The sequence below is a fragment of the Streptomyces sp. HUAS TT11 genome (genome assembly GCF_051553595.1).
Classification (GTDB): domain Bacteria; phylum Actinomycetota; class Actinomycetes; order Streptomycetales; family Streptomycetaceae; genus Streptomyces.
On sequence record NZ_CP196184.1, the window covers coordinates 4,499,748 to 4,512,847 of the forward strand.

A 13,100-nucleotide genomic window follows, 5' to 3' on the forward strand; every position below is an offset into this window, starting at 1 on the left:
CCCTTCCATCGCCCGGACCGTCAGCGACGCCGCAGTGACGGGTCGAGCAGCGCGGGCGGAGTGTCGAACTTCTCGTGCGCGGCCAGGTCGGTGCCGGGGGCGACGACGGCGTCGATCGCGTCGAGCACGTCGGCGCCGAGCACGATGTCGGCGGCGGCGAGTTGCGTGTGCAGGTGGTCCAGCGTGCGGGGACCGACGAGCGCGCAGGTCACGGCGGGATGTGCGGTCACGAATCCGAGAGCGAGCTGGATCATGGTCAGTCCGGCCCCGTCGGCGATCGCGGCCAGCTGTTCGACGGCGTCGAGCCTCGCCCGGTTGGAGGGGAGGGAGGTGTCGAAGCGTTCCGGCATGAAGGTCGAGCGGCTGGTGGTGATGTCCCGGCCCTTGCGGATCGCGCCCGTCAGCCAGCCCGAGGCCAACGGGCTCCACGCCAGCACGCCGAGCCCGTACTGCTCGGTCACGGGCAGCACATGGGTCTCGACGCCGCGCTGCAGGATCGAGTAGCTGGGCTGTTCGGTGACGTATCGGCCCAGACGGTGCTCGCGGGCGGCCCACTGCGCCTCCACGATGCGGTGGGCGGGGAAGGTGGAGGAGCCGAAGTAGCGGATCTTTCCCGCGCGTTGCAGGTCGGTCAGCGCCGACAGTGTCTCCTCGTCGCCGGTGGTCGGGTCCCATCGGTGGACCTGGTACAGGTCGACGTGGTCGACACCGAGGCGGCGCAGGCTGCTGTCCAGCTCGGCGACCAACCAGCGGCGCGAAGCGCCCCGATGGTTGCGCTCGTCGCTCATCGGCATGCCCGCCTTCGTGGCCAGCACGATGTCGTCGCGGCGGCCCGCGATGGCCTTGCCCACCATCTCCTCGGACTCGCCGCGGCCGTACATGTCGGCGGTGTCGATGAGGTTGATCCCGCCCTCCAGGGCGGCGTCGACGATGGCGGTTGCCTCGTCCTGGGTGGTGCGCCCGATGGCGCCGAAGTTCATCGCGCCGAGCGCGAGCGAACTGACCTGCACTCCGGTGCGGCCCAAGGTGCGGTACTGCATGATCGTGCCTCCTCGATCAGGGATGAAGCGGGACGGCAGCGCATGGCACGGCAGCGCATGGCTTGGTGGTCGGATCCCCGCTCTGGCATCATCAGCAAACGGAACCACGTCCCGTTTTGACGATACGGAACAGCGTCCCGTTTAGCAAGGGAGCTGTGGAGGGAGCGGAGCGATGAAGGACGCCGATCAGGCCGCGGGGCCCGCGGGCCGGCCCAGGCGGGCGGACGCCCGGCGCAACGAGGAGGCCCTGCTGGAAGCGGCCGCCGCGGTCTTCGTGGAGGCGGGCGTGGAGGCGCCGGTGCGCGACATCGCGGCTCGGGCCGGCGTCGGGACGGCGACGATCTACCGCCATTTCCCGACGCGGGCGGATCTCATCATCGCCGTCTACCGGCACCAGGTCGAAGCGTGTGCGCAGGCCGGTCCGGCCCTGCTCGCGACCGGACCGACCTCCTATGCCGCACTGGGGAGATGGATCAGCCTCTTCGTCGACTTCCTGGTCACCAAGCACGGTCTCGCCGCCGTGCTGCGGTCCGACGACGCCGGCTTCGACGCCCTGCACGCTTACTTCCTCGACCGGCTCGTGCCGGTGTGCACGCACCTGCTCGACGCCGCGGCCGGTGCGGGCGAGATCCGTTCCGATCTCAAGGCCTACGAATTCATGCGCGGCGTCGGCAACCTCTGCATCGGCGCGGAGAACGATTCCCGCTACGACGCACGCCGGCTGGTCGAGGTCCTCGTCGCCGGACTGCGCCGCCCCGACTGACGTCGGCCGGGGGCCGTCGCGGGTCGTTCGCCCCGACCCGTCGCTCCCGCCCGGGGCGGCCTCGGCGTGGCGGAGGGGCGGGTGCGTGACGGCGTCCCCGCGCCGGTACGGACCGACAGCCTCGAAGCCGGGCCTACGTCGAACCAGCCGACCACAGCGGCTGACCGCACCCACGACCACGGGCCGGGTCCACGGCCACGGGGCGGGTGCCTGCGGCGTTCCCCCAGCCGGTACGGCCCGACAAGCCTCGACGCCGGACCTGCGTCAAACCAGCCGACCACAGCGACCGACCCCACCCACGACCACCGGCCCGGCGCATGGCCACCGAGCGAGTGCGTGACGCCGTCCCCCCCAGCCGGTACGGACCGACGACCTCGACGCCGGACCTGCACCGAACCAGCCGACCACAGCGGCCGCCTGCACCCACGACCACGGGCCGGGTCCACGGCCATGGGCCAGATCCACAGCCACGGCCCGGGGGGCCACGGCTACAGGCCCGCCCCTCGACCACGGGCCGGGTCCACGGCTGCAGGCCCGACCCACGGCCGCGGGCCCGCTCCACGACCACCCGCCCGGTCCATCACCACGGGCCCGCCCCACGTCCGCGGGCGGGATCCACAGCCACGGCCTGGGTCCGCCACCACGGGCCCGGTCCACGACTACAGGCCCGACCCACGACCACGGGCCCGCTCCTTGGCCAAGACCCGGTCCGACGGCCACAGCCCGGATACAGGGCTACAGGCCCGATCCACGACCACGGCCCGGGTCCACGACCAACGGCGCGGTCCCCACCACGGGCGCGCTCCGTGGCCAAGGCCCGGTCCGACGACCACAGCCCGGGTCCACGACCAACGGCCCGGTTCCCGGCCACAGAGCCGACGGCACGATCGGGCCGGCGGTCGTGCCGTCGGTGACGGTGCCGGTCCGGAGGTGCCCGCTCCGGGGAACCGCCGAGTTCACCGCACGGCGGAGCAGTTCCCCCAAGCCTTCGCCAACGGGGCGGGAATCTCGGGGATGTCGCCGCAGCCGTGCGGCCCGGCCGGCAGGCCGTCACCCGTGAGGTACGTCCAAACACCCCCCGAAGTGCTGCGGAAGTACTTGGTGGTGCTGCCCTCGTCCTGCATGTTCACGAGTTCCTCGTCCGTGACGCCGGACGTCGCCTGGAAACGGGTGGCGGCATAGCGGACGGCGCCGCACTGACCGTAGAAGAACCGGTGCGGCTCCGGCCGGATGTGGACGAGGCGGGGAAAGCTGCGCCGGTACGCCGACGTCACGGCGGCCTTGACCTCGTCGCCGACGGCCAGGTTGCGGCATCCGGGGACGCTCGCGGGCATCCGGGCGGCGCCGGTGGAGTCGGTGGCCCCGGCGGGGGCGGAGGTGGACGACGGGCGCGGCGCGGCCGAGGAAGGGGCGCCCGAAGGAGTGGCCGCCGTGGTGGGGGCATCGGGAGACGACTCCGAGGACGTGGCCGACGGGGAGGCCGGCGAGGGAGCGCCCGAGGCGGCGTCGGTACCCGGCGAACCGTGGCACCCCGTCAGCATCAGGATTCCGCCCATCAGCGCTGTCACCGTCACGCCTCTGAGACCGGGCATGGCGAGTCCCCTCCTCGACCGACTGGGTCACACACACCACCCGCGTGACCAGCTGTGCGGCCGCCGTGTCGGGGCCGCGGTTCGCCCTTAGGACAGCGCTGACGGCTCGGGGGTTGCAGGGGACGGTGTACGGGCCGGTCTCGATTGCGTATACGCCCTGCGCCCCGGACCACCGGCGCCGGGGGCGGCACGGCACGGGACGCGCGAAGCCCGCGAGGAATCCGCGCAGGAGCGTCACACAGACTGCACACAGTTTTGAGCATGCCCCGTTAGCGTTGCAGGCCGCTCGATCCCACGTGCGAACGAGACCAGCCGAGGCCCGGCGTGGCGACGGCACGTCAACTCAGGAAGACCGCAATGGACTACTGCTCCTCGTGTCGTCGGCATCTCAACGGCGCCCTGGTGTGCCCCGGATGCGGTGCCTACGCCCCGGACATCGCTCCGCTCACCACCGGCGGCCACACCGTCCCGGCCCGGGCCGCCACAGCGGCCAGGGGCCCCGCGACAGGACGGGGGTTCGCGAACCCGAACCTCCCCGACATGCGGTACGACGAAGATCTCGCCGACGAGGCGGCGTTCGAGGACGGCGCCGTCGACCACCCGCGGAGCGAGGCGCCCGGCGGCCCCGGCGCCCCCCACGGGCGGGCGGCACGGCGACGCCAGCGGGCCCGCTGGAAGAAGAGCCAGCGGCGGGCCGTGGTCGCGACCGCCGTCGCGCTCGTCGGCGGCGGACTGACCTTCGCCTCGATGGACCGGCACTCCGCGGACCGCGCCCAGGCGGCCGCGGCGCCCGACGTCGCGAGCATGGGCGGCGCGGACGGGCAGGCGCCGGAGCCGCCCGTGGTCCCGACCCTGCCCGGCACACAGCGGTCCGCGCACCCCTCCCCCTCGCAGTCGCCCGCCACGGGACTGCCGCGGCACGGCTCCGCCGCACCCGGCGCACCCACCACGTCACCGGACACCCGGCCGGACTCGGTGCCCGTCACCCGTACGGCCCTGACCACGCGGACGGCGCAGTCCGCGGCGCAGCAGCAGCCGGTGACCGCCCCGTCGGCCGCCGCGCCGGTCACCGCTCCCAGCCACGCCGCCCCGGCGCCGAGCCAGACCGCCGCGCCCGCCCCCTCCGGCGGCACGGACGCGGGGACGTCGCAGCCGGCCCCCGCGCCGACGGCCACCTCGCCCTCGCACCTCTGCCTGCTCGTGCTCTGCCTGGGCTGACCCGCCACGACGCCGGGCCGGGGACCACCCGCGCCCGGCGCTCGGCGTTCCGTCGACCGTGCACCGCTTCGGAGTTGCACCGGTCCGACCCGCGGCGGCGGGTTCGCGATCCGCCGCGGCCGTGGAGGGCGTACCGCATCTTCACGACGGCCGACACGAGGCACGGCAACGGGACTTGCTCCGCAGTGACGGCCGCTCCGGCGCAACAGGCCCGAGAACGTGACCCGTTGCATCCCGCGGATCCGGAGAGCGGGCGGGCCCTCGGTCCCTGACGCGCTTGCGCCGCGTCCCGCCCTGTGGCGCCCGAGGCGATGAAGTCGGCGGATATCGGGACACAGGTACCGGACTCACGGGGATCGTGCGGCCGGATCGTCACGCCTCACCCACGACAAAGGGGAGACGGTGATCGAATCGCGTGGGTGTGCCAGTAGGCTGGACCCGCTGCGGCACTCCACCACCACTCGCCCTGGCGGAGTCGTGGCCGGCGGCGTTCCAGTCGTCGCACGGCATTTCGTCTCACGGCATGAGGATGAATCAACAGGTGCTGATCGCGGGCCGGTACCAGCTGGACACGACCATCGGACGTGGCGCGATGGGAGAGGTCTGGCGGGCGTACGACCAGATGCTCGACCGCCCCGTCGCCGTCAAGATCCTGCTCGCCCAGAACGCCGATCCCACCGCGGACTCCCGTTTCCGCCTGGAGGCCCAGACCGCGGGACGCCTGCACCACCCCCATGTGGTCGGCGTCCTCGACTTCGGGGAGCATGCGGACCGGCTGTTCCTGGTGATGGAACTCGTGGAGGGCGACAGCCTCGCCCGGGCGCTCGCCGACGTCGGGCGTCTGCCCGCCGAGCGGGTCGCGGGCATCGCCGCGCAGGCGGCGGCCGGGCTCGCCGTCGCGCACGACCAGGGCATCGTCCACCGGGACATCAAGCCGGGCAATCTGCTCCTGGACGCGGACGGCACCCTGAAGATCGGCGACTTCGGCATCGCCCGCTTCATGGACGACCCGTCGGGAGCGCTCACCGCGACCGGGCAGATCGTCGGCACCAGCCTGTACATCGCACCCGAACGCGCCCTGGGGAAGACGGCGGGACCGGCCAGCGACGTGTACTCGCTCGGCTGTGTGCTCTACCAACTCCTCACCGGGCACCCGCCGTTCCGCGCCGACACCGCGATCGCGATCCTCCACCAGCACCTGGACGCCGCCCCGGTGCCGCCGCGCGAGCTGGGCGTCACACTGCCGCCGGCGTTCGAGAACTACCTCCTCGGACTGCTCGCCAAGCGGCCCGAGGACCGGCCCACCGCCCGGCAGGCCGCCGACTGGTTCGCCACGGGTGCCTGGCAGGGCCGTCCCGAACCGCTGCCGGCCACCGCCCCCGAGCCACGTCACGCACCGGTACCGGCGGTGGAACCGCCGGCGCTCCCGCGCGGTGCGGCGGGCCCGGCGACGACGTACAAGCTCCCGTCCGCGCCCGGGGCGCCGAACCGTCGCGCGTCCCACCGGCAGCGGCTGTCGACGGCGGCGCATCGCGAACGCCCCGCGACGGGCGGTCACCGCGAGCGGACGCCGGTGGGCGCCCGCCGGGACCGGCAGCCCACGGCGGCGCACCGCGACCGGGCGGCGGCGGGGCGCCGGGAGCGCCCGTCGATCCGCGCGTTGGCCGCCCGCTCACCGCGCACGGTGGGGTTGATCGCCGCGGCGGCGCTGTTCCTGACCGCGATGCTGGTCAGCATGGCGATGTTCTCGCCGGACAGCAGCTCGGCGCAGACACCGGAGGAGACCCGGTCCGGTCCGGCCACGCCCACACCCTGACCACCGGGGCGCACCGGCATCCACCCCTCCCCTCCCAACTTTCGTTCTCCGCCGTCGAGTTGAGTTGACGGAAGGTTGACCGATCGAAAAGAGAACGGTGGTGGTCGCCGACTGTATGTTCACCGGCATGCCCCCACAGCCCCCACGTCTGCCGGTGCTGCCGTACCGCAAGCCCACACGCGGCCGCGACTACTGGGTCCTCGACGACGTCCTGCCGAACGTGGACGAGGTACGGGCCCGGTGTCTCGCCAAGGACGAGGACGACTGGGCCAAGGGGTTCCCGTACACGCAGGAGAGCTGGCCGGGGCTGCGCACCATGCCGGGTCTCGAGCCGGACGAGCTCGCGCGCGTCGAGGGACTGGTGCGCAAGGAGACCGGGGCGCAGACCCTGTGGCAGGAGACGGCGCCCGGCGGCGGCACCCTCAACCACAACTGTGTCCAGGTCGTCGGCAAGGACGAGGGTGAGCCCCGTCCGCACACCGACTCGCGCGCCCTGTGCCGCTATGCCGCGGTGCTCTACCTCAGCCCGAACGTCCCGAAGGACTGCGGCACGAGCTTCTACCGGCAGAGCCTGCCCGGTGGGGTCCTCGGCGGCAACATGGTGCAGGCGCCGCACACCAATCTGGTCGAGGCCCTCGGCACCCGGTACGTCTCCCCGGACGCGTTCACCGAGGACATCCGTGTACCGCAGCGCTACAACCGGCTGCTGCTGTACAAGGCCAACATCATGCACAGCGCGACCGGCTACTGGGGCGGCGCCCTGGACGAGAGGCGCATGACCGCCGTCTTCTTCTGGATGGCCTGACCGGACCTCCCGGCGGTTCGTCCGCGGGACCGGGACCGGGACCGGGACCGGATCGCGGGCGCGCGGGTGGTCCGTCGTCAGCGGGACGGGGCGAGCGGAAGGTCGTCGGTGTAGGCGTTCACCGGGCGGGTGATCCGCTCGACGGTACGGGTGTCGAGCGCGACCGGCGCGGACGGCGTCCCCAGGGTCCCGCCCGGGTGCCAGGTCCCCGTGACCGCCACCCAGGTGTCGGCGGGCGGGGCCGCGGACCCGTGGATCCGCACCTTCACGGTGCGTGCGTCCGCCGCACAGCACGAGAAGATGATCCGGGTCAGGTACCAGCCGCCTCCCCTCCCCCGCGGTGTGACGAACCCGGTCATCTCGATGTCGCGTCCCTTGACGGCCCGGGCGCGGTCCTGGCGCACACGGCCGGTGAAGTCGGAGAGGGTCATCGGGACGGGCGATGCCGCGGGCAGCGGATCGAAGTGCTGCCGCTCGTCGACGGCCGTGGGGGTCTCCCGGGTGGCGGTGTACGCGCCGAGGGCCGGCGGGGCGTACAGGAGCAGGCTCAGCACGGGGAGGAACAGCAGCCATGCGGCGCGGGGCATGCCGGAGTGGTCGTGACCGTGCCCGCCGTCCTCACCGTCGTGGCCCTGTGCCTCGCGGTTCTCCCGGCCGGGGGCACCGACGTCGTGGCCGCTCTGCCCGTGCCGCTCTCCGCGGTGCCGCCACTGCGACACCGCGTCCGCCGCTCCGAGCAGAAGCAGCAGGACACCCGAGGCGATCAGCACCGGGCGCAGGTCCTGTTTGACGTATCTCAGATACAGATCGGTGAGGAGCGAGGCGCGCAGCAGGCCGAGACCGCCGAGCACGAGCAGTACAACCTGGACCGGCCGTTTCACAGCAGCGCCCCTCCGATCAGCGCGCTGCACAGCACCGCGACGACCAGGGTGGCGGCGGAGAACCGGACCGCGAAGGCCCGGCCGAAGGTGCCCGCCTGAAGGGCGATCAGCTTCAGGTCGACCATCGGCCCGACCACCATGAACACCAGTCGTGCGAGGGGCGAGAAGCCGGTGAGCGAGGCCGCGACGAAGGCGTCCGCCTCGGAGCAGACCGCGAGGAGGACGGCCAGCCCGGCCATGAACAGCACCGACAGCCAGGGCGAGCCGGAGAACACGTCCAGCACGGACCGTGGGACCGCCACGTTGAAGGTGGCCGCCGCCATGGCTCCGAGCACGAGAAAGCCGCCGGCGTGCAGGAAGTCGTGCTGGAAGCCGAGCCGGAACTCCCGCAGGCGGCTGTGGCCCGGCCGGTGCCCGGTGTGCCGCACGGCCGGCTTGAGCCACTCGTCACGTCCCAGCCAGAGCCACAGCCAGCCCATCGCGGCGGCGGTGGCGAGCGAGGCGAGCAGCCGGGCCAGGACCATGGCGGGGCTGCCGGGGAAGGCGATGGCCGTGGCGGTCAGCACGACCGGGTTGACGGCGGGTGCCGACAGCAGGAACGCGAAGGCGGCGGCCGGGGTGACGCCCCGGCGGATCAGGCTGTTCGCCACCGGCACCGAGGCGCATTCGCATCCGGGCAGGACGACTCCCGCGACCCCCGCGACGGGGACGGCGAGCACCGGCCGCCGGGGCAGCACACGGCTGAACATCCGGGCCGGCACGAACGCGTTGATCGCTCCGGACAGCGCCGTGCCCAGCAGCAGAAAGGGCAGCGCCTGCACGGTGATGGCGAGACACACCGTCCGCCAGGCCTGCACGGCAGGTTCGTCCAGCCAGCGGGCGAGGACAAGAAGGACCGGACCGGCGAGGGCGGCCGCCACGAACAGGAGCGGCCAGGGCAGGCGCCGGCCCCGTTCGGAGGCCTCACCGGCAGCCGCCGGCACCGCGGCCGCCGAGGACGCCTCCTCGGCCAGTTCTTCCGTCTTCTGCATGCCGGCTCCGAATGTCGGATGTTCGGATCGAACATAACGGGCGCCCCTGCGTGCACCCCGTCACCGCCACGCGCCCGCACAGGGGAATCCTCGGCCGCGCGGACAGCACCGGGCGCACGCGCCGCGAGGGTGGAACCGGCCGGCCGCTCGGCGCCGCGCGCCGGGGACGCCCGTCCGGTCTCCCGGGCCGTGGCCGCCGCCCGCCGCTCGTGGCCCGTGGCCCGGAGGCCGGAGGTCGGGGCCGGAGGCCGGAGGTCGGAGGTCGGGGCCCGTGGCCCGGGGCCCGTGGCCCGGAGGCCGGGGGCCGGAGGTCGGAGGTCGGGACCCGTGGCCCGGGGGCCGTGGCCCGGGGCCCGTGGCCCGTGGCCCGGGGGCCGGGGGCCGGGGGCCGGAGGTCGGGGCCCGTGACCCGTGGCCCGGGGGCCGGGGCCCGGAGGCCGGAGGCCGGGGCCGGGGGCCGGGGCCGGGGGCCGGAGGCTTCGCGGTGTGACGACCCCCACAGCGCGGGTCGTCAATTTTGCCTCGGGGAAAGGTTCTTGGTCCCGGCTGTACCCGTACCTCTGGGCGTACGAACAACCAGGAGGTGCCATGCGCATTTCGCGGAGCGCGGCCGGAACCCTTTTTGTGGTCGGCGCCCTGACGCTGACACTGACGGCTCTCGTCTATCCCTCGATGCTGGGCGTACAGACCGTGTCCAGCTCCCCGACGCGCGTGATCGCCACCACCTCGTCGGGACCGCTCACCGAGGCGGACCGCGACTTCGTCGTCAAGGTGCGGGCGGCCGGCCTGTGGGAGTTCCCCTCCGGAGAACTCGCCCTGAAGAAGGGCACCACCCCCGCCGTACGCACCGCCGGTCAGCACCTGATCAACGGACACGCCAACCTCGACGCGACCTGCCGGAAGGTGGCCACGCAGCTGGGCATCACGCTGCCGAACCAGCCGAGTCCCCAGCAGCAGGGGTTCGTCGCCACGCTGACCGCGGACCAGGGCAAGAAGTTCGACCAGGACCTCGCGAACATCCTGCGCGTGACACACGGCCAGATCTTCCCGGTCATCGCCAACATCCGCGCCACCACCCAGAACACCCTGGTCCGCCAGCTGGCCGACCAGGCCAACGACACGGTCCTCGACCACATCACGGTCATGGAGCAGACGGGTCTGGTGAACTTCGACTCGGTCCTGTTCCAGGAGACCACCCCGCCGAAGCTCCCGAAGAGCAGCATGACCCCACCGGCCCCGGCGCCCGGCGAGCCGACGGTGATCCTCTCGCCGCCCGCGGGATTCACCCCGCCGCCCTCGACAACCCCCTCACCGGCCCCCACCACGGGCTGAGCCCGCGTACGCAAGAAGGTGGGCCCGGCGCTCTCCGGGGGAACAGAGCGCCGGGCCCGTGGAGGATGGTCACGAGGACGCCGCGGACGTCACGCCCGGGTTCGGGACGTACGGCGCCGTGTGGCGAGCGCGATGCCCGCGCCGGCCGCGACGAGGACCGCCGCGCCCGCGGCGATCGGCAGCGCGTTGCCGCCGCCCGTCTCGGCGAGGTCGCCGGGCGGGGTGGACGAGCCGCCGTTCGGTGTCGGCGCCGCGGGTGCGCTGGACTCGTCGGCGGGCGGGGTGGAGGCAGAGGCGGAGGGCGAGGCCGGGGTCGCCGGGCTCGACGCGGGCGGGGTGGTGGCCGGCGCGGAGACGGGCGGCGTCGAGGCGGGCGGCATCGACGCGGGCGGCGTGGTCTCCGGGGTGCTCGGCGGCTGCGCGGTGCAGTCCTTCGTGCCGCCGTTCCAGGAGGCGATCAGCTTGTCCTTGATCACCGGGCGGTCCGGGCCCTTGGGCAGGTCACCGTGGTCGAAGCCGTCGTTCGCGCCGAGGTTCCCGTCGTACTTCACCTTGCCCCGGTACAGGTCGATCTGCGCGAAGCAGCCCGCGTCCGGCACCGAGATGTCCAGCGAGTCGGTCGCACCCCGCTCCACCGTCACCGAGTCGAAGTCGTGGAAGACCTGCAGGCCGGAGGTGTTGAAGGTGGCGCCGTGCGCCCGGTACGAGGCGAGCGAGGCCGTGCAGGTGGTCGCGTCGCCCGCGACGCGGACCCTGATGTGGATCTTGCCGTCCTCGGTGGGCCTGAGGTTCTGGTCGTCGACGCGGACCGAGTCGGTGAAGGCGCTGCCGTCCAGCGAGAACTGGCAGTGGTCGGCCTGCGTCACCGTACCCGGGCCCTTGCCGGACGCGTAGCCGCGGCCGCCCTTGTTCCAGCCGTCGCCGCCGGGTGTGCCGCCGGCCCACGCGGCACCGCCCGTGACGGCAGTGAGCGTGAGCGCCGCGGCGCCCGTCATCAGCAGCCGGCGTACGGTGGCACGTCTGGCAATGGACATGCGTTCCCCCACATTCATGAACCGGGACCCGGGCAGGGGCAGCGCGAAGCCGCCGGCACCGTGGCCGGGAAGGAGTGGTCGAAGAGAAACACCGGGCTCACTGGTCACATGAGCCACAGTTCGAGCACATAATCGATCAACCGGAATGTGCTGTCAACCTCGTTGAAACCACTACTATGTGACGGCCCATCACCTTTCGGCCACATAAGGAATCGGATGCTCCGGCAGGCGGCGAGCGGCGCCACCTCCCCCCGGGCCCGGACTCCGTCCTCGCGTCCCGGGCCCGGCGACCGTCAGATCACTCCGGCACGGCCGCGGCCCGCACCATCACGCAGTCGAACTCCACCACCCGTCCCGTGGACGCCTCCCGCGTGACGGGGTACATCCCGGTGATCTCGAAGCCCCGGCTCTCGTACTCGGCGACGGACTCCTGCATGCGCGGGCTGCCCTCGTACAACCGAAGCAGCGCCACCTCCGACTGGAGCCCGACGAACTCACCGGCCCGCTCACCGGCGCCCTCGAAAACCTGCAGGTCGTAGCCCTGAGTGTCCATCTTCAGATAGGGACGCGGGTGATCGATGCCGGCCATCGCCTTGTCCATCACCCCGTCGAGCCGGCGGATCTCGATCTCCTCCGTCTGCGACTTCGCGAACCGGAGGTAGCGGTCGCGGCCGTAGTCGCTCGGCGGCAGCAGGGAGTTCATGGTGTTCCAGGCCGTGTGGATGGACATGGTCTCGTCCTCGCGGCCCAGCCCGAAGGGGTACACCGTCCAGTCCGGGTCCCCTTCCGCGGCCTTCTCGAGCTTGGCGAACGCCGCGGCCGTGGGTTCGAACGACACGATGCGGCCGGCATAACCGTGACGGCGCAGCCGGCGTGCGTACTGACCGGTGTTGGCGCCCACGTCGAACACGCAGTTCACCTCGTACCGCGCGAGCAGCGCGGCCACGTGGTGGGCGCACAGATACTCGGCCGCCGCCAGCTGGAGCCCTCGCTCGTCGGCCGCCGCCCGCGGGTCGAGCACCAGGTGCCCACCGCTGCTCCCCAGCCGCACGCTCTGCCATGCGCCGCCCGGCGCCTCCGGCTCCCCGGCGGCCCCCCGGGTGACCAGCCACTGCTCCGGCCCCATCTGCGACACCGCGTACGGGCGGCGGCCGGTCCGGGCCACCAGATCCGCGCCCGGCCCCACGGGAATCCGGGCACGGGCTCCGCGACGCGAGACGACGGCCTCGCCGGGGCCGAGGTCGACCACCTGCACCCCGAGTCGGGGGAGCAGCTTGAGCAGGCTTCGATAAAGGGTCCGCATCAAGCCACCCTGCCAGAGGCAGGCTCGAACACTCCACCGAGTGACGTTAAATTCCTCACACTGGTCACGATCGCCGCGGACCGCGGCGGCGGGTGCCGCCGCGGTCCGGACCACGGCCCTGCGGCGTGGCCCGCTTGGCCGAAGTCGTCGCACTTACGGATGACTTACGTCCCCCGCCTCGCGGGCCGGGAACTTCGCCGCCTGCACCGTCGGTTCACAGGGGCGACGGCTCGGCGTGCGGCACTCCCGGACGCCGGCCGGCGTCGAAGGACGACAGTGCGACCA

Annotated in this window: 11 protein-coding genes; 5 read left to right on the forward strand and 6 right to left on the reverse strand. The window is 73.0% G+C overall.

Features of this window, described 5'->3' with window-relative positions; all coding sequences use genetic code 11:
* Nucleotides 1-20 precede the first annotated feature (20 nt).
* On the reverse strand, nt 21-1,040 hold the full coding sequence (locus ACSHXN_RS20105) for an aldo/keto reductase (RefSeq protein ID WP_355128873.1): 1,020 nt from the start codon (nt 1,038-1,040) through the stop codon (nt 21-23).
* A gap of 172 nt (nt 1,041-1,212) precedes the next feature.
* Between ACSHXN_RS20105 and ACSHXN_RS20110 the strand changes: the two genes are divergently transcribed.
* Nucleotides 1,213-1,803, forward strand: coding sequence for a TetR/AcrR family transcriptional regulator (locus ACSHXN_RS20110; RefSeq protein ID WP_438303465.1), 591 nt, complete (start codon nt 1,213-1,215; stop codon nt 1,801-1,803).
* Nucleotides 1,804-2,759: 956 nt separating this feature from the next.
* Here ACSHXN_RS20110 and ACSHXN_RS20115 read toward each other — a convergent pair.
* Nucleotides 2,760-3,395, reverse strand: a complete 636-nt coding sequence (locus tag ACSHXN_RS20115) for a hypothetical protein (protein ID WP_438303466.1) — start codon at nt 3,393-3,395, stop codon at nt 2,760-2,762.
* Between the two features lie 357 nt (nt 3,396-3,752).
* Between ACSHXN_RS20115 and ACSHXN_RS20120 the strand changes: the two genes are divergently transcribed.
* The 3 genes from ACSHXN_RS20120 to ACSHXN_RS20130 all read left to right on the forward strand — a co-directional run bounded on the left by ACSHXN_RS20120 (nt 3,753) and on the right by ACSHXN_RS20130 (nt 7,234).
* A complete protein-coding gene (locus ACSHXN_RS20120) occupies nt 3,753-4,613 on the forward strand; it encodes an SCO2400 family protein (RefSeq protein WP_355128867.1) in 861 nt (286 codons plus the stop codon).
* A 541-nt stretch (nt 4,614-5,154) separates the two neighbouring features.
* Nucleotides 5,155-6,429 carry a serine/threonine-protein kinase gene (locus ACSHXN_RS20125; protein WP_383354259.1) on the forward strand — a complete coding sequence of 425 codons (1,275 nt, stop codon included), beginning with the start codon at nt 5,155-5,157 and terminating at the stop codon, nt 6,427-6,429.
* Nucleotides 6,430-6,556: 127 nt separating this feature from the next.
* Nucleotides 6,557-7,234, forward strand: a complete 678-nt coding sequence (locus tag ACSHXN_RS20130; protein ID WP_355128864.1) for a DUF6445 family protein — start codon at nt 6,557-6,559, stop codon at nt 7,232-7,234.
* Between the two features lie 77 nt (nt 7,235-7,311).
* Here the strand turns inward: ACSHXN_RS20130 and ACSHXN_RS20135 are convergent, their stop codons facing one another.
* Both ACSHXN_RS20135 and ACSHXN_RS20140 read right to left on the reverse strand, forming a co-directional pair.
* Nucleotides 7,312-8,115, reverse strand: coding sequence for a TIGR03943 family putative permease subunit (locus ACSHXN_RS20135; protein WP_438303468.1), 804 nt, complete (start codon nt 8,113-8,115; stop codon nt 7,312-7,314).
* Nucleotides 8,112-9,146, reverse strand: a complete 1,035-nt coding sequence (locus tag ACSHXN_RS20140; RefSeq protein WP_355128860.1) for a permease — start codon at nt 9,144-9,146, stop codon at nt 8,112-8,114. Before ACSHXN_RS20140 ends, ACSHXN_RS20135 begins: the two co-directional genes overlap by 4 nt.
* A gap of 588 nt (nt 9,147-9,734) precedes the next feature.
* On the opposite strand from ACSHXN_RS20140, the gene ACSHXN_RS20145 reads away from it, so the two are divergent.
* Nucleotides 9,735-10,478, forward strand: a complete 744-nt coding sequence (locus ACSHXN_RS20145) for a DUF4142 domain-containing protein (RefSeq protein WP_355128858.1) — start codon at nt 9,735-9,737, stop codon at nt 10,476-10,478.
* A gap of 89 nt (nt 10,479-10,567) precedes the next feature.
* Here the strand turns inward: ACSHXN_RS20145 and ACSHXN_RS20150 are convergent, their stop codons facing one another.
* Entirely contained in the window at nt 10,568-11,512 is a 945-nt protein-coding gene (locus ACSHXN_RS20150; RefSeq protein WP_438303470.1) for an LAETG motif-containing sortase-dependent surface protein, read from the reverse strand.
* A gap of 298 nt (nt 11,513-11,810) precedes the next feature.
* On the reverse strand, nt 11,811-12,815 hold the full coding sequence (locus ACSHXN_RS20155; protein ID WP_355128854.1) for an FkbM family methyltransferase: 1,005 nt from the start codon (nt 12,813-12,815) through the stop codon (nt 11,811-11,813).
* Between the last annotated feature and the right edge of the window lie 285 nt (nt 12,816-13,100).